The organism is Maribacter sp. BPC-D8 (genome assembly GCF_035207705.1).
Classification (GTDB): Bacteria; Bacteroidota; Bacteroidia; order Flavobacteriales; family Flavobacteriaceae; genus Maribacter.
This window is the reverse complement of record NZ_CP128187.1, coordinates 2,731,890-2,754,239: the sequence shown is the minus strand read 5'-3', so window position 1 is coordinate 2,754,239 and position 22,350 is coordinate 2,731,890. Positions and strand designations below refer to the sequence as shown.

Below are 22,350 nucleotides of genomic sequence, written 5' to 3'. Positions count from 1 at the left end.
GACTGTCTTTTTTAGAAGGATTTACTAGGCTCTAGTTTTGTTGGAATTCCCAAATAATACATACGCAATACGTATCTTTGCCACCTAAAATTTAGTAATGCGAATACATTTTATTGCAATAGGAGGAAGTGCCATGCACAATTTAGCGTTGGCGCTAGAACACAAAGGATATGTTATTACTGGTAGTGACGACGTCATTTTTGAACCTTCTAAATCTAGATTAGCAGCAAAAGGATTACTACCCGAAGAATTTGGCTGGTTTTCTGATAAAATCACTAGTGATCTAGATGCTATTGTATTAGGTATGCACGCCAAGGCGGATAACCCAGAATTACTAAAAGCGCAAGAATTGGGCATTACGATTTATTCTTACCCTGAGTTTTTATATGAGCAATCTAAAAATAAAACCAGAGTAGTTATTGGTGGTAGCCATGGTAAAACAACCATTACTTCAATGATCCTTCATGTGCTTAACTTTCATGATATTGAGGTTGATTATATGGTAGGGGCACAGTTAGATGGCTTTGATAGAATGGTGCACCTTACTGAGGATAATGATTTTATCGTACTTGAAGGCGATGAATATTTGTCTTCACCAATAGATCGCAGACCTAAATTTCATTTATACCAACCGAATATTGCTTTGTTAAGTGGTATCGCTTGGGATCATATCAATGTGTTTCCCACTTTTGAGAATTACGTAGAGCAGTTTAAAATATTTGTTGATAGTATCGTAAACGGTGGTTCGATCACTTATAATATAGAAGACGAAACAGTAAAGGAAATCGTTGAAGCTTCTGAAAATACCATTAGAAAATTACCGTATACTACACCTGAATATAGTGTTGAAGACGGAGAAACACTTTTGGAAACGAATGAAGGTCCAATGCCTATTGAGGTTTTCGGTAAACATAACCTAAGTAATTTGGCAGGCGCAAAGTGGATTTGCCAAAACATGGGTGTTGATGAGGATGATTTCTATGAAGCTATTGCTACTTTTAAAGGAGCATCGAAACGTTTAGAGAAAATAGCAGAGGGTAATTCAAGTATCGCCTATAAAGATTTTGCACACTCCCCAAGCAAAGTAGCCGCTACTACAAAGGCAGTGAAAGAGCAGTACCCAAATAGAAAATTGATTGCCTGTTTAGAGTTGCATACGTACAGTAGTTTTAATCCGGAATTTCTAAAGGAATACAAAGGTGCTTTAGATGCCGCTGATGAAGCAGTTATTTTCTTCTTGCCAGAATCTGTGGCAATTAAGAAGTTAGAAGCAGTTACTCCCGAACAAATTTCAGAAGCTTTTCAAAGAAAAGACTTAAAGATTTTTACCGATGCAGCTTCGTTTCATGAATTTGTAGAAAATAAAGATTATAAAAATTCTACCTTATTATTAATGAGTTCTGGAAATTACGGTGGACTTAATTTGGGACATTTACGAAATGTTATCGTAAATAATTAAAAATCAGGCAATATGAGATTGTGTTTTTCGTTTGATTTTCACTAATCATTAAATTTAAATTGTGAAAAAATTAAACATTTTAGTAGTATTCTTTATTTTTTTAGGTGCAGTTTCATGTAGAGATACCGAAAAAGAGCAAGAACAATTAGATGCAACACTAGATAAAATAGAAGCCGTTGAAGAAGATTTAAAGGAAACTTCAAAAGAAGTAGAAAGTAAGGCAAAAGAGGTAGAATCTGCATTATCAGAATTAGATAGCATTTAAAAATAAAGGATATGAAAGTTATTATAAAAAATATAGGGTTGGTGTTATTCTTTTTTGCACTAACAACTGCTGCAGGTTATTCTCAGGGGAATTCTGAAGGAAAAGCAAAGGGTAAGGAGAAAAAAGAAAAAATTCAAAAGTCTGTTGAAGATGAAGCGGAGTTTCAAAAAGGCAAAGCCAAGGAAAAGAAGCAGAAAGGTCAAGATAAAATAAAGGATAAGGCCAAAGGTAAAAAGGAAGATGTTAAAGAATCTGTTGAAAACGAAGCGGAACGCCAAGAGGGCAAAGCTGAAGAAATGAAACAGAAAGGTCAAAAGGCTAAAAAAGAAAAAGGTCTTGATGATGATGACTACATGATAAATGATGATGATTTTGATGTAGAAGATGAAATAGACGATGAAGCCGAAAAGAAGGCAAAAAAGCTTAAAAAAGAAAAATCTAACAATGGCAAAGCTTACGGTAGAGATAAAGGCGAAATGAGTGGTGAAGAATTCGGTAAATACCGAGCTTCAATAGCCAAAGAGCAGGTAGAGGAAACAGAGAAGGAACTTACTGAGAAAGAAGAAGTTCTTAAAAAAGGTAGAGAAAAAGTAAAAAATGCCAAAGAAAAAGTAGCGAAGGAAAGAGAAGTTAAAGGTGCTGACGAGGAAGTTATGAAGCAAAAGGAAGAAAAAATTTCTAATGCAGAGAAAAAGCTTGACGAGTTAGAAGAGGTAATTAAACGCAACAAAGAAAAAGTAAAACAAAAAGCAGAAGAAATTAAAAAAGTTTCTGAGCCCGTTGAATAAACTTCATTAAATAACAATTTGTATGCCCTTGTCATTTTTGCAAGGGCTTTTTTTTACTAAAAACCGAACATGCTTAACAAAGTTATTTTATTAAATTCCAAATTATCTTAAATGGTTGTCTAGGGATTACATTCTAATTAGAAAGTAAAAGAAAAGTGTAAAGAGCTCTAAATAGGAGGTGTAAAGTAAATAGTACGAAGTAATTAGTAATTAGTAAAAGGTACTAGGTACAAAGTAATAAGTATTAAGTATTAAGTAAAAGGTACTAGGTACAAAGTTGGGTTAGAGAAAATAGAGGATAGAAAATAGAGTAAAGAGTACTAAGTAATAAGTATAAAGTATTAAGTAAAAAGGACTGTGTAGTTTTGAACTTGAACTTGACTTTTGAACTTGAACTTGTTTTTTCCAACAACCAACAACCAACAACCAACAACCAACAACCAAATTACACTCCGAATTGCTTCAAATGGTGGTCTAAATGTTTGTATTGCATTTGTCCCCATTGTTCTTTTGTAAACGGTCCGAATGCAGGGTGCGGATACCATTCTTCTCGATCACGTACTGCATAAAAATCGTTCACCAGAATTTTAAGGGTTTCATGTTCGGTACTGAATACCTTATCTTCTTTTGTTTTTAGCTGAGGTGCAGTCGGTAAATTTTTACGCCATGGTTTATCATTATATAACGACTTTTTAAAAAACGTTTTTACGAACCAATTGCCTTTAGAAGTGTTGGGTGTATTCTTAATAGCTAATTTTAACGGGTACTGGCAATGCCAAACCATTTGCCCAATGGTCATTTTACCCCAACCTTTTTCAGAAGTTTCTGAAAGTTGTTCGATTCTATTTTTGATTTCTTGGTATGCCTCTTCGTTTAAAATCGATTTCATGGTTGGTTTTTTAATTGATGTATAAATTTACCATAAAATAATTTGTTCTGTATCTTTAGCCAATGCACGATAAACCCGCTTCACTATCTATTAAAAATTGGTCAGATGATGATAAGCCAAGAGAAAAGCTAGTTCATAAAGGTCGTTCAGTATTATCTGATGCTGAATTGATTGCCATTTTAATAGGTTCGGGTAGTAGATCAGAAAGTGCGGTTGAACTATCTAAACGTATTTTGGCATCTGTAGATAATAACCTCAATGAATTAGGTAGGCTTTCTATAAAACAACTGATGACCTTTAAAGGTATTGGTGAAGCTAAAGCAGTAAGTATTGCAGCGGCTTTAGAAGTTGGTAGAAGAAGAAGGGGAGAAGATGCCGCTAAAATTGAAAAAATAGGTAGCAGTAAAGATGTATACGAGATTCTACAACCGTTATTGGGCGATTTAGAACATGAAGAATTCTGGATTCTCTTTCTCAATAATTCCAACAAAGTATTGCATAAAGCGCAGTTGAGTAAAGGTGGTATAACAGGTACTTTAGTAGATGTGCGTATAGTCATGAAACAAGCATTAGAATTAGGTGCAGTTGCAATTATTTTGGCCCACAATCACCCATCTGGTACGTTAAGACCTAGTGCTGCAGACAAACAAATTACCCAAAAAATAAAAATTGCAAGCGAAACTTTAGATATTAAAGTGTTGGATCATTTGATCATTACCCAAAAAAGTTACTATAGCTTTGCAGATGAAAAAATTCTATAGATGTTATTGATTTATACACATAAAATCACACCACGTCTTACTTATATCATGAGGCATATCTTCGTGAATATATTAGGTGTAGAACTTGATTTTACCACTAAGGTAGAGGAGTTTATAAAGCATACCGGACCAAAAATAACGTATACAAAACAACCACTACAGAACGAATTTTTTGTTCGTAGTAATGAGTTGCTTTTTGAACAAGGTATTAATGATATTGAATTAAATATTGCAGTTTGGGAAGATGTACCCTGCTTTTTTCAAGCAGGTGAGCGTAGTAACCTACCGTTTGATATTTTTGCCGCTAGTTTCTTTCTACTTTCAAGGTATGAAGAGTACTTGCCGCATGTAAAAGATATTCATGGTAGATTTTCTCCGAAAGATAGTATCGCTTTCCAAAACGGATTCCTTCAAAAACCTGTTGTAGATATTTGGGCTCTTAAATTATTAGATGCGCTTAAAGAGCGTTTTCCAGATTTGGAACATAAAGGTAAATCGTATGATTTTGTATCGGTAATAGATGTGGCAACTTCGCACTGCTATGCGAATAGAGGAGTAGTTCGCGGTTTGGTAGGTATGCTAATGGATATTGGGACATTTAAGTTCAAAAGAGTTGTAGATAGAATAGCAGTGGGATTAAACAGGCGGAAAGACCCTTATGACAATTATGCTGAATTAATTGCCTTGCACAAGAAGTATAATATTAGGTGTAATTTCTTTTTTCAGTATGCAGATTACTCAAAGTATGATAAAAACGTATCTATCAACAGTATTAAATTTAAGTCGCTAATAAAATATGTAGCTGATTATGTACCAGTATCATTGGCAGCAAGCTATAGTTCATTTTCTGATTTAGAACTATTAAAGAAAGAAAAATCCAATTTAGAAGTGGTTATTAATAGACCAGTAAACAATTGTAAAATGCGATATAATAGGGTAGATGTTCCTCAAACGTATCGTAATCTTATTGCGGCAGAGTTTACCAATGACTACACCATGGGGTATACCTTTGAACTTGGTTTTAGAGCCGGTACTTGTACGCCTTTTCAGTTTTATGATATTCCGTTAGAAGTAAAGCAGCCTATAAAAGTGCATCCGTTTGCGATTCATGATATATCACTTTCAAAAATTAAGAAAGATCAAGAAGTATTGCGTCAAGTGCAATTGATCACTGATGAGGTTAGAAAAGTTAATGGTACGCTTATAACCATGTTCTCTAATGAAGTCTTAGGTAATAAAGAAGATAGAGATTGGATGAATGTGTACACCGAAGTAATAAAACAACAACATGTTTGAAGATAAAGTAACAGATGTATTTTTTGATTTAGATCACACCTTGTGGGATTTTGATAAAAACTCGGCACTGACCTTTGAAAAAATATTTAACGATCATAAAGTTGGTGTTGAACTACAAGACTTTCTAGAAGTCTATGTACCAGCAAATTTGAAGTTTTGGAAATTGTTTAGAGAAGAGAAAATAACAAAAACCGAATTACGGTATCAGCGACTTAAATCGGTTTTTGATACTATGGGGCATCCTGCTACCGATGATTTAATTCATTTATTATCCGAAGAATATATTAATCATTTATCCTCATTCAACGCTCTTTTTCCTAATGCTATTGAGGTGTTAGATTATTTAAAACCTAAATATAAATTGCACATCATTACCAACGGTTTCCAAGAAGTTCAAGATAAGAAGCTTAGAAACTCTGGTATTCATAGCTATTTTGATCAGATTATTGATTCTGAAATGGCAGGAGCTAAAAAGCCGAATCCGGTTATCTTTAATTTGGCTTTAAATAGAGCTGGTGTAGTACCAGAAAAATCAATAATGATTGGCGATAGCTTAGAGGCAGATATTTTGGGCGCGAAATCTTTAGGTTTTCATACCATACACTTTAATGCGCATAGAGAAGAAACTCATGATGTGGCTCCGATAATTTACGATTTGCAAGAAATAAAATCCCTTTTATAGAGTTACTATAACTATAGACTACTGTCTATATGTGTTAAACTTTGAAAAGGTGATAAAAGGGGTACGTTTTCTATTATTGACTTTGGTAGGTCTTCTACTGGTTACATCTTGTTCTGAAGAGCAAGATTTTGATCAGATAGATGATTTAGCTATTACCCCAAGTTATGAAGCTAGCATCTTCTATGTAAAAGCTCAAGAAACATTGATTAATAGGGTAGAAGGTTTAAGCTTTTACACTGAAGATTTTAATTTTGATGCTTTTGAAGAACCCTTTTTTGCAAAAAGAGTCTCGTCTGGTGTTATAACTTATGAGTTAGAGAATACTACCAGTAAGCCTATAGAAATTAGACTTGAATTTTTAGATGAAGCTGAAAATGTTTTAGATACTGAAGTATTTAATATGGATGCTGCACCTACGGCTATGCTACAAAGAGATGTTGCATATGGGGCAACAGGTAAAAGCCTCGATATTATAAAAGCGACTTCAGAAATAAGGCTGACAGCTATAAATTTAGGTGATAATAGTAGTTCTTCTACTTTGCCAGATCCTGCAATAGTGCTTCGTTCTAGCGCACAATTTACTGTAGATATACGATGAGATTATGCCATTGCTTTTTTATAGCTGGCGTATTGCTTACTTTGAGTTTAAAAGCTCAGAATAAGCAAATTCTTTATGACTTTAATGAAATTCCGCAATCCCTTTCTGTAAACCCTGGTGTAGAATCTGATTTTAAATGGTTCGCAGGTGTGCCTTTATTATCTGGTATTTCTGGTTATGGGGGTTCTAATGCTATTTCCGTCAATGATATTTTTGCTAATGATGGCATCGATATTAATATAAAATTTAGAGAACGGGCTTTAGATGTACTTACACCCAAAGATGAATTAAGTACAACGATACAAATGGAATATCTGAGTGGCGGATTCAGAAGTGAGAATCCGAACATATTCTACTCCTTCGGGGGATATCTAGAGTTTGATAATATAGGTTACTGGCCTCAAGATTATGCATACCTATTGTATGATGGTAATGCTGATCAATTGGGTAGAAGTTACGATTTGGGCGATTTAAAAGTTCGTGGTTCTTTAGTGAATGTTTTTCATTTCGGAATCAATAAAAAAATAGACCGCAATTTAACAATTGGTGCAAGAGCTAAATTGTATTCAGCCATAGCAGATTACAGTTCTTCTACCAATAATGGTCATTTACGTAGTGTAGCGGGTCAGAATAATATAATTGCAACGAATTTAAATGCTGATTTACTTTTACGCACATCTGGACTGCGAAGTTTAAGAGATGCCAATGATGATGGTATTCTTGCAAATGAAATTATAAGTAGAGCACTTTTTGGCGGTGATCTTGGTTTAGGTCTAGATCTTGGTTTTACCTATCACTTGTCTGAACGTACCACGGTAACGGGTAGTTTATTAGATGTCGGATTTATCTATCATTCTGGGGATACAAAAAGTTATAGTTTAAACGGGAACACTACAGTTGAAGGTATTGAAATAGATATACTAGATAATTTTGCGAGTCTTGATCGTGATTTTTGGCAAGATTTAGTAGATGAGGTAGAGGGTGCTGTACCGTTTGATACTGATACCAATAGCTATGTTTCGTTTAGACCTACAAAAATGTATGCATCAATTAGAAATGACTTTGGTGAGCCTGTAGGTAATGGTGGGTCGCAAAGTTGCGATTGTACGGCTGGATCTTCTGGTGGTGGCGAATTGCGTACCAAGTATCGAAATTCTGTTGGTGGGCAACTTTATATGATCAATCGACCAAGAGGTCCGCAAATGGCGTTGACCGGTTTTTATACGCGCAGAATAGGTAATGTTTTAGCGCTTAAGGGAACATATACCGTAGATAAATTTAGTTCTACCAATGTAGGTTTAGGTATGAATCTGCAAGCCGGACCTGTCAACTTATACCTAATGGCAGATAACTTATTATCTTATAATAATATAGCGGCCACGAACTACGCTTCATTTCAATTCGGTATGAATATTATTTCTTGGGGGCGTAATAAGTAGTATATCTTCTTCACTGCTTTTATTTTTTTGGCATGCTTTTTTCATATATTACCGTGAATTTAAAATTTACAACGTTTTGAAAATAGTTATCGCATTAGTATTCACTTTTATAGGATTTTCTTCATTCGCACAAACTAATTTAGATGATTATAAATATATCATCGTACCTAAAAAGTTTGATGCTTTTAAAAATATGAACGAACACCAAACAAGTACGTTGGTAAAACATCTTTTTACCGGTAAAGGTTTTGTTGCGGTATATGATGATCAATTGCCAGAAGATTTGAAATTTAATAGATGTTTAGGTGTAATGGCAGATTTGCAAGATGACAGTAGTTTGTTTTCTACAAAGACAATCATCAACTTAAAGGACTGTAATGATAAAGTCGTTTTTAGTACAATGCAGGGCATCAGCAAAAAAAAGGAATATAAAGCATCTTACAGCGAAGCTATTAGAGAGTCTATGCGCTCTTTTAACGGCATGAATTATAGTTACACAGCCAAAGAGAAAAAAGATGAAGCTGTTACCGTTAATTTTCGAAATGACGTTAAAAAGCTAGATGAGTCTAAAGCCAATAAAGTGCTAAAGGCAGAAAAGGCAGCAGAAGAAGTAAATGTAAAAAGAGAACCAACAGTAATTTCTGAAGAAACGGAGAAAACTCAGTATTATAAAGATATTACACCCGTTGAGTCAAACATTAAAAAGACAGAAACTCAGAAGCCTGCTTTCAAGAGTTTAGAGGTTAAGAAGCCTTCACCTAAAGAAATGTTATATGCTCAGGCAACCGATAACGGTTACCAATTGGTAGATAGTTCGCCTAAGGTTAGAATGAATTTATTAAAAAGCTCAGCTGATAATGTCTTTATGGCAAAAACCGATACCAAAAATGGTATGGTATACCAAAAAGAGGGAAACTGGATTTTTGAATATTATGAAAACGATAAACTAGTTCAAGAAGAACTGAATATCAAATTCTAAAAGTCATATTTCGTCTTCCACCTGTTTTTTAAAAAATCGCTAAGAGCTTTTTCTCTGGCGTTATTCCCAGGTTTATAGAATGTTGTACCCTTAATTTCATCGGGTAGAAATTCGGCATCTACAAAGTTATTCTGGTAATCGTGGGCATATTTATATTCTTGTCCGTAACCCAAATCTTTCATTAATTTGGTAGGTGCATTTCTTAATGGTAATGGTACGGTCAAATTCCCCGTTTGTTTTACAACTTGCTGCGCTTTGCCGATTGCCATATAACTAGCATTACTTTTTGCTGAGGTTGCAAGGTAAATAGCACATTGGCTTAATACAATACGCGCTTCTGGGTAACCAATAGCGGTAACAGCTTGAAAGGTGGTATTTGCCATCACCAAAGCAGTTGGGTTTGCTAAACCAATATCTTCTGATGCTGAAATAAGCATTCTACGGGCAATGAATTTTACATCTTCACCACCTTCGATCATTCGTGCCAACCAATATACGGCGCCGTTAGGGTCGCTCCCTCTAATAGATTTTATAAAAGACGAGATAATATCATAATGTTGCTCACCTGTTTTATCATACAACACCGTATTCTTCTGAACTTTAGATAATACCAATTCGTTGGTGATGACAATATTGTCACCTGCTTCAGAATTGACTACAAGCTCAAAAATATTTAGTAATTTTCTGCCATCGCCTCCAGACAAACGTAACAACGCTTCCGTTTCTTTAAGTTCAATATTTTTAGACTTTAGCAAGGTGTCTTTTTCCATTGCCCTTTTTATAAGGTTTTCTAAATCGTCTTTTCCGAAGGCATTTAAAACATATACCTGACAACGAGAGAGTAGGGCAGGTATCACCTCAAAACTGGGGTTTTCTGTGGTAGCACCAATTAACGTAACCCATCCTTTTTCAACAGCTGCCAAAAGAGAGTCTTGTTGAGATTTGCTGAAACGGTGTATCTCATCAATAAATAAAATAGGGTTTTTAGCAGTAAATAATCCGCCAGCTTGCTTCGCTTTATCGATTACTTCTCGAATGTCTTTTACACCACTATTGATAGCACTTAAAATATAGAAGGGTCTTTTGCTTTGCTCGGCAATAATGTTAGCTAAGGTCGTTTTACCCGTGCCAGGAGGTCCCCAAAGTATTAATGATGGAATAATACCTTTTTTAATTTGATGCGTCAGTGAGCCCTTTTCACCCACCAAATGATGTTGACTAATATATTCGTCTAATGTTTTGGGCCGTACGCGTTCTGCTAAAGGTTCGTTCATAGTACAAAAGTATACTAAACTTAAATGAGAATAAAAAAGTTGCGTGCCAATTGATTGTTAAGTAAGGATTCGAATGACAATATGACCAATTTGTAAACGTTGGTAGTATAATTGTTATTCAAATACAAAATCTAGCTCATGTCTGAAATGGGACATTATAAATTTTCGAACAAAGTAATTGCTATACCGCTATTAGCAATGATTTTGATATGGGGTGTATATTGGTTAGAATTGAGTTTAGGGATTAATTTTAATGAATTCGGGGTTATGCCTAGAACACTACTCGGTTTACGTGGTGTAGTGTTGAGTCCGTTTATTCATGGGTCTCTAGAGCACTTATATAACAATACTATTTCATTAGCAATTCTATTGTCAGCCTTATGGTATTTTTATAGAGATGTCGCTTGGAAAGTAGTTTTGTACGGAATACTGTTATCAGGATTTTTGACATGGATGATTGGTCGTACGTCGTACCACATTGGTGTAAGTGGACTCATTTATGTTCTGGCGAGCTTTATTTTTTTCAAGGGGATATTTAGTTCTTACTTTAGGTTAGTTGCACTTTCGTTAATAGTTGTTTTTATTTACGGAAGCATGCTATGGTACATTTTTCCTGTAAAAGAAGGAATGTCTTGGGAAGGACATTTAGGAGGTTTCTTAACTGGATTATTTTTAGCTAAAGTCGTAAAAGCACGCATACCGCCAACCAAAAAATATGAATGGGAAAAGGAAGGCTTTAAAGAGGAAGACGACCTATTCTTACAGCACTTTGATGAAAACGGAAACTTTAGAGAATTACCAACTGAGGAAGATATCGATGAAGAAAGTAGCTTTAAAATTAACTACATCTTTAAAGAAAATTCCGAAAATGAATCTAACAAGTAATGTTGAATTACAAACGCTGACGTACTGCTTCGTATAAGAACACGGCACAAGCAACAGAAACATTCAATGATTCTATTTCACCAAGTAATGGCAACTTAGCCCTGTAATCAGAAGCTTTTAAAATAGAAGGTGTAATACCACGATCTTCAGCACCCATAACAATAGCGATAGAATCGGTAAAAGGAACATCATAAACAGAATCATCTGTTTTCTCTGTAGCCGATACGATTTTAATATCAGATGCCTGTAAGTAGAAAACGGCATCTTTTAAATGGTCTACTTTTGCAATTGGCACTCTATAGGCAGCACCGGCAGAAGTTTTTATGGTATCTGCAGTTACTGGGGCGGCACCTTTCTTTTGAACGATAATACCATCGACACCAGTACACTCAGCAGTTCTGATGATAGCTCCGAAATTACGAACATCCGATAGTTGATCCAGTAATAAAAATAAAGCCGGACCTTCTTTTGCATTTGCCTTCTCAACCAAATCTTCAAGAGTATGAAATGCAATAGGCGAGATGTTTGCAACAGCACCTTGGTGGTTACTTTTGGTAAGCCTGTTCAATTTTTCAATAGGCACATAGACCATATTGATCTCATTACGACGCAATAAACCTTCCAATTCTTTCATAAGATCTCCTTTAAGACCTTTTTGTAGAAATACCTTATCTATCTCTTCATTTGAATTGACAGCTTCTATAATGGCTCTTAAGCCATAAATTTGAGTGGTTTTTTGCATGGGGCAAAGGTAAATAAAAACCGCCCAACATTTGTTGGGCGGTTTTAAATAATAAGATTAAAATTTTTAGCTATTTAAATAGTCAAATACTTTTATTAAATCTGATTCGTCTTTGATGTTCAGATTATTTTCTTTTAAAAATAGCTTGAGTTCTTCTCTTTTAGACTCATCTACCAACTTGATAAGTTTTTTATTTTTTTGAGGAATTTGGTCAATTCTATTTACACCATTTTTTTGAAAATAGAATTCTGTAAATTTTGTAAATCTGCTCGGTACTGCTGCTACAAAAGAATTCTGAGCAGGCTGCCCTTCAGTAAACTTTACAAGAGTTCTTTCGTATAGGTCATATTTACTGCCTTTTTTTATAAGAGATAAATAGCCATTGATGGTAGCATTTTTTTCGGTAACAAAAGTTTTAAAACTTAAAGGTTTTGCATTTACAAGAAGACTAATTTCTTTATCTTTTACTAATGCTTGATATGCTTCTTCTTCAGAAGCAGTTTTTTTAATTTCAATCTCCTCGTTTAAGGCATTGTATCTATAATATATATTACCAACAACTTCGTCATTATATTTTAAGATTGTTGGAGCGAAAGTGTTAGAAGTGTATGGGGAGCCTTGAAATTTGTCTAAATCTATTTCTCGCCTTTTTTGATAAGCCTCGTTTACCGGACCTAAGAAATTGGCGATAGCTGCTCCTGCAGCAGCATTTTGGCTTGCTCCACCTAAGTTAGTAGGTACTTGACCCGAATATTGTGCTTGTAAAGCAGTACTTGCTATTACGGTTATTGCTAATAATAGTATTTTTTTCATGGTGTGGTTGTTTAAGAGGTTTAAATTAAATATAATTTTTAAACCTCTTATATTCAGGATGTTTAATTTTTTGTTAATTCGAATGTTCTCAGTTTGTCATTGTTAAAACCTGCAATAAGTAAGGTGCGGTCTTTGTATTTTAGTGATTCCATACTTTTTACGTTGCCTTTCAAATATAATCCGGTACTTTCCATAGTTGCGGGTATATAACCATCTTTCCCATTTGAAATTAGTGCTAAACCAGATATAGCATCTAGTCTTGGCGTTTCAACTTCTGTTTCATAGATGTTACCAGATATAACGCAATCTTCAAATCCATCTTTATTCAAATCAAAAACTGATATTGCCAAAGTCGGAAATAATTGTGCTTCATTTGGTAAAGTTATTTTCTCAAACTTATTATTGCCTTTGTTTAGAAGTAGAATAGAGTTGAATTCTGTTACTTCTTTAGAATATGAATCTTTTAACTTGTCGCCATATATATCTTCCATTGTGGCTTGTGCGAAATCATTATAGGTGGTAAATTTTTCTTTGATAAACGGCATCTGCTGAGATGAGCATTCCCTTCCCCTTACGGGTACATAGGTTTCGTGGTATTTTTTACTTAAGACTACATCGTTAATACCATCATTATCAAAATCATTAGAATAAATTTTGAATGGTTTATCCTCGCTTGCCGTGAACTTTATATTTCTGCCAACATTCCCAATAATGTAATCTTTGTTACCATCATTATTTACATCTGTTTCTTTAATTTTAAACCACCAGCCTTTGGTGTTAAGTGCTGTCCCTTTAGTTGAAAGGCGTTGAAATTTTCCGTTTATATTTTCAAATATTCCTATTGGTGTCCACTCACCAACCGCAATAAAATCTTGCCAGCCATCATTATTAAAATCTGTAGTGATTATACTGTTGATTAATCCGAAGTTTTCTAATTCAGGGGCTATATTTTCAGTAACATTTTTTAATATACCATTGTCATTTTCATAAAGAATTGAAGGGCTATGTTTTGGATAGTTATGTGGTATAATTCTATTTCCTACCAAAACATCATTATCACCGTCTTTATCAAAATCTATTATGGTTACCGATTTTCCGCTTTTTGGAAATGATAGTAAAACAGGCATATCCATCTTATGAAAATTACCAGTACCATCATTTAGGTATAACCTGTCAGCATAATAAGAAGAGCTTTCGCCATATTCATTTCCACCACTTACTACATAAAGGTCTAAATCATTATCGTTATCAAAATCGAAGAAAACCGATTCGGCATCTTCTTTTCCTTTATCTAGTTGAAAAGGTATTGGGGTTTGTTTGATAAACCCATTTTCGGTTTGTACGTATAAGCTGCCTGGCTGCCCAGATCCACCACCTATGTATAAATCTACTTTTCCATCACCATTAATATCGCCTTTAGATGTAAATGGTCCGGTATTAGATTGCTTGTAAGGTAAAAGGATTTCTTGTGCAAAGTCATCATAGGTGGTTTCTTTGTGTTTGAAATCTAAATGATATTCCTGTTCATTTTTTGCGATAAAGAAAGGATTTTTATCAATTGTTGTTTCTTTAGAAATTAGACTGGCATCTTTTTCTGAAAAAGTTAAAGTTGAGTTTGATTTCACATCGAATTGATACGATATTTTACCGCTAGGCCATTCGATTTTTACAGTATCTATAGTTGTAGAGTTACCTATGCCAAAATGTGCAGCATTTTCTTGAGAAGACATATAACCTCTAACTCTTTTTATCTCTTCATATTGATTTTTATTATCATATGAGATGCTAACTTTAGCAAAAGACTCTGTTGTTGTGCTTTTTGCAGTTACTTTTAGAAAGTTTCCTCGGTCGTATTCTACCGTGTTGTTTTTATACAATAAAGCCTTTTGGTCTATATTATTGATTATTAAATCTAGGTCACCATCATTATCAAAATCTCCTTCCGCAGCACCATTGCTAAAGGTTAGCTCTTCTAATCCCCATGCGTTAGCTCTCTCTTTAAAGTTTAGGTTACCCTCGTTTTTATACATTAGGTTGCTTAAGCTCTCTGATGGCATTTCATCATATAACTGTTGCTTTATGTTATTAGGTATGTTGCCTTTATATTTTACTTTAGTTTTGTATACTTTGTTCTGAAAATCATTGTCTAGGGCATATTTTCTATAGCCATTAGTGATAAAAATATCTTTTAACCCGTCATTATCGTAGTCTGACATTAAAACAGACCAGCTCCAATCTGAGCTTGCCATTGATGTAAGTTGAGATATGTTTGAGTAGTGGTTTTGGCCTAAATTCAATTGAAGTGAATTGAACATGTATTGGTATTGAAAACCGGCTGTAGTAGTTAGGTAATTAAACTTATCTGTACTCATAGAGGCCATAAGTGTTTTGGCTCTAAAATGATCATTAGAAGCCATATCTAAAACAAATATGTCTTGTAAATTATCATTGTTAATATCAGCAATATCTAAGCCCATACCATAAAATGAAATATGTTGGGTAAGTTCTTTTATTGAGTTCTTGAAACTACCATTCTTGGTGTTTATATATAGGGCGTCAGGTAAGTAGTAGTCGCTAGAAATATAGATGTCTAAATACCCATCGTCATTAATGTCAGAGACACATAATCCTAATCCAAATATTGGGTTTTCTAAGCCTACTTCTTTAGTTACATCAATATATTTTCCATCAACATTTTTGTAGAAGTGACTACTATTGAAGTATTTGGTTTCTGAAGATGTTTTAACTGCTTTAAGCAGAGAGATAGGGTCTAAGCCATACAGTTCATTCTCATTCATTACTATGCAATCAAGATCACCATCTTTATCATAATCGAAAAATGCTGTTTGAGTAGAGATTCCGGGATCGTCTATTCCATATTCTTTTGCACTTTCTGTAAAAGTGTTGTCTTGATTATTAATGTATAATAGATTGTTTCTGTTACTTCTATTGTTAGGCCCGCCTTGAGATATGTAGATATCTTGCCATCCATCATTGTTAATATCAACAAAGGTTACGCCATTACTCCATTTTTTATTAAAGTTAATACCAGCACTAGCAGATATATCTTCAAAAACAAGATTGCCTTTGTTCAGATATAACTTGTTGTCTACCTGGTTTCCTGAAAAGAATATATCTAATAGTCCGTCGTTGTTTATGTCTTCAACACCAACGCCGGCACCATTATAGAAATAATCAAAATTAAAAACGTTGTCATACGTTTCTATGTTTTCTTTAAGGTCATTGCTAAATGTTATTTGGCTATGTACACTTGGTATATTTTCAAATATTTTTTGATTACTTAATTCATTGGATGCTACATTACTTATTGGTTTTTTTTTCTGATTAGAACATGCTAAAACTAGCAATGTTGATGTAATCAAATAGCTAATAATCAATATTTTTTCTCTTGTAATCTTTAATAGCTGTAGCATGCGGGGGTTATTAATAGTGGTAAAAAAAAATAGCTGCCCTAAATAAATAAGGCAGCTATTAATATATAAAATATTTCTAAGATTATCCGTTACAGATATTCAAAGTAATAGCTCCTACAGCTGGACTTGGTCCATCTGAAATTGCTGTTTCTCCTGTTGGAGCAATGATTTCATAAGTAACTTCAGAATCGAATGCACCAGAAACAAATTCTAATGTAAATTCTGTTGCTCCTACTGGTACAGTAAATGTTTCTGTTCCTGCACCACCATCTGCAATAGTGTAAGAAGAGGCAACGCCATCGATTACAACATCTATAGATGCACCGTTCCATCCATCTCCATAACTATCAACTAAATCGATAGTGTAATCACCAGCAACTGGTGCAGGTGGAATACATTTGATTACAGGGTTGTAGAAGTAAGGAGCATTAAAAAATGAACCTGTAATTGTACCTGTACTATCATCGTTAGTAAAGGTTCTACCATCGGTTAAAGTCAAGATTAAACGAAATTGAATAGCATCGCCACCATCAAAATCACCTTCAACTAAACCTAATTGAGAAAGTGCATTAGCTAAAGTTGTTTCATAGCTTGCTCTAGGTAGACCAAATTCACCATCAGTAAAATCTGCGGGTAAGTAAGACTGTATTAAAATCTCATCAACTGAAGAATCACCATTAGCTTCTGTGTTGTCGTCAAAGCTGATATATAAATCAACCTTTTCTAACAAATCACCATCTTCATAATCTTGCTCTTCAAAAGTAAAGGCAAAACTAGTAGAAGTATCAAAACGGTCAAAAACTCCGCCAGATTCGATTGTTCTTAAAACAGCACCTCTAGTAGTTTCTGCAAATACTTCATCAATAACTTTACCACCATCGTCATCACATGATGTTATTAGTAGCGAGGATACACCTATAATAGCGCCTAATATTTTATTGTTTATTTTCATTTTCTTATTTTTTAGTTAGCAGATGGGAAAGCTGGTCCGGCTGGATTGGTATCCCAAAATACTTGTGTTGATAAATCAGATTTCTGCGAAACATTTGGATTTGTAATAACCTCTGTTTGAGGATACAAAAATGATCTTGGAAAAGAACCTGGGTTTAGTTCCCAGTTAGGAGCTAAAGTTGTAGGGAAGCCTGTTCTTCTGTAATAGTTATAAGCTTCAACACCGCCACCATAAAGAGCGATCCAGTATTGTTCAGATAAGATATTTGTTTGATCATCTCCTGTAGCTGCTAAGTAGTCAACCACAATACCATCAATGTATGTAGTAACATCAGTTTCAGAAGGTGCAACTGATAAATCTGCGCCAGAATCTAAAGAACCAAAACCTTGAACTTTAGCAATAGACTTTGTCATAGCTGACTCTAAGAAAGTTGCTTTAGCAGCAGCAGTACCAGCCATTTCAGCTTGCCAGAAATCTACATAAGAAGCTAAGATGATTGGTTCGATACCACCACCTCCGCCACCTAGGCCAAGACCAACAACGTCAAAACTACTATCATCAAAACGACCACCTGCAGGATAAACCCCAACGGCAGTTCTTTGGAAACCATCTGGAGGTGTACCTTCATTGTTACCATGAGATCTACCCCAGTAACCGTTTGGTACTGAACAATAAATAAATCCATCATAATGAACTGGTGGTATCGCTAAAGAACAAGCAAGTAACTCTTCGTCAGCAGGTTCACCTGCTGCACCTGGTGTAGCACTTTCTTGACGGTAAAAGTAGTATCTAATTCTAGGGTCATTTTTCGTCAACATATAATTCATTAACCAGTTGTTTTGGTAAATGTTTGCACCACTGGTCGTATAATCATCTTGATAATCTGGATGACGTGTATCTGGTTGTAATTCTCTAGTGCCATATTGCCATTGAAAATCTTCACCATTAGCTGAAATATAGTCTCCACCTGCAATAATCGAGTTAAAAGTACTTGTGTCACCAGTAGTAACAGCAGCTTTTAATCTTATGGTATTGATCAATTTAATCCAGTTTTCAGTGTCACCACCGTAGAAAAAATCTTCAGCACCTTGAGTAGCAGGGTCAGCAGCAAATAACGCTTCTGCCTCAGTTAATAAAGCTAAAGCTCCAGCATATACATCTTGACCATCATCCAATAATGGTGCAGGAAAATCTGTTGGGTTACCTGATTCACTTAATGTTGCTTTTCCAAGATAATCAACTAATAATAAAAGCATGTGCGCTTTTAAAGTTTGACCTACTGCTATGTGAAAAGAATAATCTGTATCAGTTCCAGCGTCAATAGTTTGTAGGTTAACTACATTAGGGAAAATACCTAAATCTACATCAGAGGTAAAAACATCTCCATTACCATCTGTACTACTGTAAAGACGTTCCCAGATATCATCAAAAGTATTACCCGGGTAAGTATTAAAATAGTTACGACCAAGCATATAATCGATTCTAGTTAACTCAGAACCTATATCATTAATCGTGTACATGTTTGCTACGTATGCCAATTGAATTGAATTCAAAAGCAAATTTGGATCAGCTTGATCTGCAGCAAGATCGTTAGGGCTAGTCCTAAGATCTAGGTCTGTTGTTTCACAAGAGTTTAATAGCACTCCTGCGGTAAAAACAACGGTTATATATTTAATTATTTTTTTCATAATATTTCTATTAATTAAGATTAGCAATTTTTAAAATGTTGCTTTAACACTAACACCATATCTTCTAGAACTTGGACCATTGATAAAGTCAAAACCTTGAGAGTTACCAACACCAGCACCTTGAATATTTGGATCAAAGTTTGCACCTTCTGGAGTGTTGTAAGCATCAAACCATAAGTTGAAACCTTGAGCAGTTATTGTAAGTGATCCGAAAGGAGTTCTTTCTAAAGACTTAGCAGGGAATGTGTACCCTAAAGAAAGTTCTTGTAAACGAAGAACAGAAGCATCATATACCTTTAACTCAGTTGGGCCGAATAAGATATTGTTGAAGTAGTAAGTAGAGTTGTTAATCTGCTTATTGTTTACTTCACCAGTACTTTGAGAAACACCAGGTAAGATATACGTATTTTCTCTATCTAAAGTTTCAGTAATTAAACCTCTACCTAATAAGGTACCGATTGTGTTAGATACTACATCACCACCTTTAATATGACTAATTTGAAAACCTAAATTCCAATTCTTGTAAGAAAAAGAGTTGATGATGTTCATGATATAATCAGGGTTTGGATTACCGATAATTGGCACATTTCCATTAGCATCAACTTCTGTAGTAACATAATCACCACCATCATCAATTAAGAAATTACCTTCGGCATCTCTTGCGATTGCATCACCTACTATTACACCTAATTGCTCACCTTTTATAGCAGCGTTACCACCTACAGATAGTGTAGAACTACCAGCATAAATAATGATGTCTTGCTCTTGTTCTGTTACAGTAAATTGGTTCTTAGTAAAGTTTGCTCTTGTGTTCCAGTTGAATCCACTTCGATCATCACTTCTAAACCAATCAACACCTAAATCAATTTCAATACCATCACCTTCTATTTTACCAACATTACTTTGTGTGAAAGTAAAACCAGTTGAAGGAGAAAGGGGTTCTCTAACGATAAGATCTTTTGTAGTTCTATCGAAATATGTGAAATCTAAAGAAACTCTATTGCTAAAGAATTTAGATTCAAAACCAACTTCAAATTCAGAAAGTATTTCTGGCTTTAAGTCTGGATTTGCTCTAAAACCAGCAACTTGGTTGGTTGTAACTTCACCACCTTCACCATATACTTGAGTATTTTGCTGTACCACACTAATTGTAGGGTAAGCAGTTGGGAAAGTTGCAGACTGACCTAAACCAGCTCTAAGCTTTAAGAAATTAAGTCCTTTTTCAGACTTAATGCTAGGCCAAGCAGCAGTAGGTAAGAAAGATCCACTTACACTTGGGTATGTTTGGCTATTATTCTCTGTTGTAAGGTTAGAAACCCAGTCAGTTCTAGTAGAACCTGTTATGAATAACATGTTGTCATAATCTAAAGTAACTTGACCTAACAAACCTGCGATATTTCTTTTTTCAGTATACTGAATAGGAGACTGGTTAGCGTAGTTGAAGTGTCTTTGAATGTCAAATACAATCTGGCCTGTACTTGCAACACCAGACTGATCAAAAGTTGTTGATCTTGTAGTTGCACCAACGTTGAAAGTCATACCTAATTTTTCTGATAAATCATAATTACCATTTAAAGCTAAGTAGTGATCCCAAATTGTGTTATTGTTATCATATGTGTTTAAGAAACCAAAAATTGCACTTGTAAATGCAACACCACCCTTGTTAGAGTATTGTTCGTTTCTTTCATTGTAATAATCTAAACCTGCTCTATAGGTCATGTTAAGATTATCGTTAATGTCATATTGTACAGATGCATTCCAGAAAACACGAGTTGTTAACTGAGAGTACTCTGCATTATTTGCAGTCCAACGAGGGTTGATAATGTCATTACCATTTCTATAGTAAACACTTGAACCATCAATTGGGTTTTGGTAAGGTAATCCTAATAAGTCAACACTTCTTGGTGTAAAGTAAATGTTACCAAAAATTGAAAGACCAGTTGTACCGTTACCTTCACTTGCTGCAATTGGAGGTGAACTATAATCAGTTCTAGAGTAGTTCATTGCTCCAGATACTGTAAATCTGTTTGATAATTTAGATCTACCACCAATAGAAACGTTAGCTCTTGTTAAGCCGTTACCAGGAATAAAAGACTCATCATCTAAGTAACCAAAGTTAGCGTTGAACGTAGTATTACCATCTTCAGAAGCACCGTTAATGTTAACAGATGTAGAACTTACTGAACCTGGCTTGAAGTATTCTTCAACAGAGTTGTATGGTTTCCAATCATATCTTGTACCTTGAAGTTCAGGGAATGCTTCTCTAGTAGATCTAACTGCAGTACTACTGTATGGGTGCTCTAAAGTACCGTTCGCATCAATTGATGATTGTCTTCCCCAACCTGAAAGTCCGCTTTCTTCGAAACTAGGTCCCCAGTTACTAAAGAACCAACCGAATGCTTGGTCAAAACCGTTACCATATTCATCTTGGTAATCTGGTAATGAAGCAAATTCATTAACAAAGTAAGATTGATTAACAGTAATTTCTGTTTTCTTTTTACCACCAACCGCAGAACCTGCTTTAGTAGTAATAAGGATTACACCGTTTTTACCTTGAGAACCATAAAGTGTTGCAGCAGCAAGACCTTTAAGTACTTCAATTTTTGCTATGTTGTTTGGATCTAAATCTAAAAATCTTGAAGAACCAGTGTTACCAGTTAAGAAGTTAGAACCACCACCATTTGTATCTTGTGCATTAGTATCACTACTAAAAGGTACACCATCAACAACAAAAAGAGCTTGGTTACTTCCACTGAAGGAACTTAAACCCCTTACTACAACGTTAGTTGCAGAACCAGACATACCACCAGCGGCAGTAATCTGAACACCAGATGCTTTACCTGATAATACACGCGCAACATCACCTTCAGAACGAGACTCCAAGTCTTCTTCCCCTACAGAGGAAACTGCAAAACCTAAAGCTTTTTTCTCACGCTTAATACCTTGAGCGGTAACAACCACCTCTTCAAGTGCTTGTGCGTCTTCTTCCATTTGTACACTTACTGTACTACCGGCACCTACCGATTTTCTTACGGCTTTTTGACCGATGTAAGTAAACAATAATGTTTCGCCTTGTGCGGCCATAATAGAGTAGTTACCATCAAAATCAGTTTGTGTACCAGTAGTGGTACCTTCAACTACAATGTTAACTCCGGGCAAAGGAAGCCCTCCCTGATCAGTTACCGTACCGGAAACTGTTTTTTGCTGTGCAAAAGAAATATGCACAACTAACGCTAAAAGTAGCGTTAACAATCCATTTAGTTTTGTTCTCATTTTTAAATTATTTGAATTAGCTAGCGACAAACTTCATAATAATGTGTTAATAATGCAAGACAATTTTAATAAAACTTTAAGAACGTGTGATAAAATCAGGAGTTACAGATTAAACACGATCCATATTTAAAGT

18 protein-coding genes are annotated in these 22,350 nt (G+C 34.9%); 10 read left to right on the top strand and 8 right to left on the bottom strand.

What is annotated here, in order from left to right; all coding sequences use genetic code 11:
• Positions 1-97: 97 nt before the first annotated feature.
• From QSV08_RS12340 to QSV08_RS12330, 3 genes are all read left to right on the top strand, one after another.
• On the top strand, positions 98-1,459 hold the full coding sequence (locus tag QSV08_RS12340) for a UDP-N-acetylmuramate--L-alanine ligase (protein WP_324023641.1): 1,362 nt from the start codon (positions 98-100) through the stop codon (positions 1,457-1,459).
• A gap of 61 nt (positions 1,460-1,520) precedes the next feature.
• Positions 1,521-1,724, top strand: a complete 204-nt coding sequence (locus tag QSV08_RS12335) for a hypothetical protein (protein ID WP_324023640.1) — start codon at positions 1,521-1,523, stop codon at positions 1,722-1,724.
• An 11-nt stretch (positions 1,725-1,735) separates the two neighbouring features.
• A complete protein-coding gene (locus tag QSV08_RS12330; RefSeq protein WP_324023639.1) occupies positions 1,736-2,512 on the top strand; it encodes a hypothetical protein in 777 nt (258 codons plus the stop codon).
• Positions 2,513-2,957: 445 nt separating this feature from the next.
• Here the strand turns inward: QSV08_RS12330 and QSV08_RS12325 are convergent, their stop codons facing one another.
• A complete protein-coding gene (locus QSV08_RS12325) occupies positions 2,958-3,401 on the bottom strand; it encodes a DUF1569 domain-containing protein (RefSeq protein WP_324023638.1) in 444 nt (147 codons plus the stop codon).
• A 62-nt stretch (positions 3,402-3,463) separates the two neighbouring features.
• On the opposite strand from QSV08_RS12325, the gene radC reads away from it, so the two are divergent.
• From radC to QSV08_RS12295, 6 genes are all read left to right on the top strand, one after another.
• Complete coding sequence (gene radC, locus QSV08_RS12320) at positions 3,464-4,162, top strand: RadC family protein (protein ID WP_324023637.1); 699 nt, start codon at positions 3,464-3,466, stop codon at positions 4,160-4,162.
• A 48-nt stretch (positions 4,163-4,210) separates the two neighbouring features.
• A complete protein-coding gene (locus tag QSV08_RS12315) occupies positions 4,211-5,458 on the top strand; it encodes a polysaccharide deacetylase family protein (protein WP_324023636.1) in 1,248 nt (415 codons plus the stop codon).
• Positions 5,451-6,140, top strand: a complete 690-nt coding sequence (locus QSV08_RS12310) for a YjjG family noncanonical pyrimidine nucleotidase (protein ID WP_324023635.1) — start codon at positions 5,451-5,453, stop codon at positions 6,138-6,140. Before QSV08_RS12315 ends, QSV08_RS12310 begins: the two co-directional genes overlap by 8 nt.
• 49 nt (positions 6,141-6,189) lie before the next feature.
• A complete protein-coding gene (locus QSV08_RS12305; RefSeq protein ID WP_324023634.1) occupies positions 6,190-6,738 on the top strand; it encodes a hypothetical protein in 549 nt (182 codons plus the stop codon).
• Complete coding sequence (locus QSV08_RS12300; RefSeq protein WP_324023633.1) at positions 6,735-8,177, top strand: DUF5723 family protein; 1,443 nt, start codon at positions 6,735-6,737, stop codon at positions 8,175-8,177. The genes QSV08_RS12305 and QSV08_RS12300 overlap by 4 nt, the downstream gene beginning before the upstream one ends.
• Positions 8,178-8,253: 76 nt before the next feature.
• Complete coding sequence (locus QSV08_RS12295) at positions 8,254-9,156, top strand: hypothetical protein (protein WP_324023632.1); 903 nt, start codon at positions 8,254-8,256, stop codon at positions 9,154-9,156.
• Here the strand turns inward: QSV08_RS12295 and QSV08_RS12290 are convergent.
• Positions 9,153-10,430 carry a replication-associated recombination protein A gene (locus tag QSV08_RS12290; RefSeq protein WP_324023631.1) on the bottom strand — a complete coding sequence of 426 codons (1,278 nt, stop codon included), beginning with the start codon at positions 10,428-10,430 and terminating at the stop codon, positions 9,153-9,155. The two genes, QSV08_RS12295 and QSV08_RS12290, sit on opposite strands and share 4 nt — an antisense overlap.
• Positions 10,431-10,577: 147 nt before the next feature.
• Here QSV08_RS12290 and QSV08_RS12285 point away from each other — a divergent pair, with 147 nt between their 5' ends.
• The gene (locus QSV08_RS12285; RefSeq protein WP_324023630.1) at positions 10,578-11,315 is read left to right on the top strand and encodes a rhomboid family intramembrane serine protease; all 738 of its coding nucleotides are present in this window, start codon (positions 10,578-10,580) and stop codon (positions 11,313-11,315) included.
• A gap of 7 nt (positions 11,316-11,322) precedes the next feature.
• On the opposite strand, the gene rlmB is transcribed toward QSV08_RS12285, so the two are convergent.
• The 6 genes from rlmB to QSV08_RS12255 all read right to left on the bottom strand — a co-directional run bounded on the left by rlmB (position 11,323) and on the right by QSV08_RS12255 (position 22,217).
• A complete protein-coding gene (gene rlmB / locus QSV08_RS12280; protein ID WP_133672033.1) occupies positions 11,323-12,057 on the bottom strand; it encodes a 23S rRNA (guanosine(2251)-2'-O)-methyltransferase RlmB in 735 nt (244 codons plus the stop codon).
• A gap of 66 nt (positions 12,058-12,123) precedes the next feature.
• Entirely contained in the window at positions 12,124-12,870 is a 747-nt protein-coding gene (locus tag QSV08_RS12275; protein WP_324023629.1) for a hypothetical protein, read from the bottom strand.
• A gap of 62 nt (positions 12,871-12,932) precedes the next feature.
• Positions 12,933-16,304, bottom strand: coding sequence for a VCBS repeat-containing protein (locus QSV08_RS12270; RefSeq protein ID WP_324023628.1), 3,372 nt, complete (start codon positions 16,302-16,304; stop codon positions 12,933-12,935).
• 82 nt (positions 16,305-16,386) lie between these two features.
• Positions 16,387-17,256, bottom strand: coding sequence for a hypothetical protein (locus QSV08_RS12265; RefSeq protein ID WP_324023627.1), 870 nt, complete (start codon positions 17,254-17,256; stop codon positions 16,387-16,389).
• Between the two features lie 11 nt (positions 17,257-17,267).
• Entirely contained in the window at positions 17,268-18,944 is a 1,677-nt protein-coding gene (locus tag QSV08_RS12260) for a SusD/RagB family nutrient-binding outer membrane lipoprotein (RefSeq protein ID WP_324023626.1), read from the bottom strand.
• 30 nt (positions 18,945-18,974) lie between these two features.
• Positions 18,975-22,217 (bottom strand): SusC/RagA family TonB-linked outer membrane protein, encoded by a 3,243-nt coding sequence (locus QSV08_RS12255; protein WP_324023625.1) that lies wholly within the window; start codon positions 22,215-22,217, stop codon positions 18,975-18,977.
• Positions 22,218-22,350 lie beyond the last annotated feature (133 nt).

What these genes read in the sequence shown, in the direction of transcription:
- QSV08_RS12340 (WP_324023641.1), top strand. Translation starts at nt 98, where the DNA reads ATGCGAATACATTTTATTGCAATAGGAGGAAGTGCCATGCACAATTTA.
- QSV08_RS12330 (WP_324023639.1), top strand. Translation starts at nt 1,736, where the DNA reads ATGAAAGTTATTATAAAAAATATAGGGTTGGTGTTATTCTTTTTTGCA.
- QSV08_RS12325 (WP_324023638.1), bottom strand. Translation starts at nt 3,401, where the DNA reads ATGAAATCGATTTTAAACGAAGAGGCATACCAAGAAATCAAAAATAGA.
- radC (WP_324023637.1), top strand. Translation starts at nt 3,464, where the DNA reads ATGCACGATAAACCCGCTTCACTATCTATTAAAAATTGGTCAGATGAT.
- QSV08_RS12315 (WP_324023636.1), top strand. Translation starts at nt 4,211, where the DNA reads ATGAGGCATATCTTCGTGAATATATTAGGTGTAGAACTTGATTTTACC.
- QSV08_RS12310 (WP_324023635.1), top strand. Translation starts at nt 5,451, where the DNA reads ATGTTTGAAGATAAAGTAACAGATGTATTTTTTGATTTAGATCACACC.
- QSV08_RS12300 (WP_324023633.1), top strand. Translation starts at nt 6,735, where the DNA reads ATGAGATTATGCCATTGCTTTTTTATAGCTGGCGTATTGCTTACTTTG.
- QSV08_RS12290 (WP_324023631.1), bottom strand. Translation starts at nt 10,430, where the DNA reads ATGAACGAACCTTTAGCAGAACGCGTACGGCCCAAAACATTAGACGAA.
- QSV08_RS12285 (WP_324023630.1), top strand. Translation starts at nt 10,578, where the DNA reads ATGGGACATTATAAATTTTCGAACAAAGTAATTGCTATACCGCTATTA.
- rlmB (WP_133672033.1), bottom strand. Translation starts at nt 12,057, where the DNA reads ATGCAAAAAACCACTCAAATTTATGGCTTAAGAGCCATTATAGAAGCT.
- QSV08_RS12275 (WP_324023629.1), bottom strand. Translation starts at nt 12,870, where the DNA reads ATGAAAAAAATACTATTATTAGCAATAACCGTAATAGCAAGTACTGCT.
- QSV08_RS12270 (WP_324023628.1), bottom strand. Translation starts at nt 16,304, where the DNA reads ATGCTACAGCTATTAAAGATTACAAGAGAAAAAATATTGATTATTAGC.
- QSV08_RS12265 (WP_324023627.1), bottom strand. Translation starts at nt 17,256, where the DNA reads ATGAAAATAAACAATAAAATATTAGGCGCTATTATAGGTGTATCCTCG.
- QSV08_RS12260 (WP_324023626.1), bottom strand. Translation starts at nt 18,944, where the DNA reads ATGAAAAAAATAATTAAATATATAACCGTTGTTTTTACCGCAGGAGTG.
- QSV08_RS12255 (WP_324023625.1), bottom strand. Translation starts at nt 22,217, where the DNA reads ATGAGAACAAAACTAAATGGATTGTTAACGCTACTTTTAGCGTTAGTT.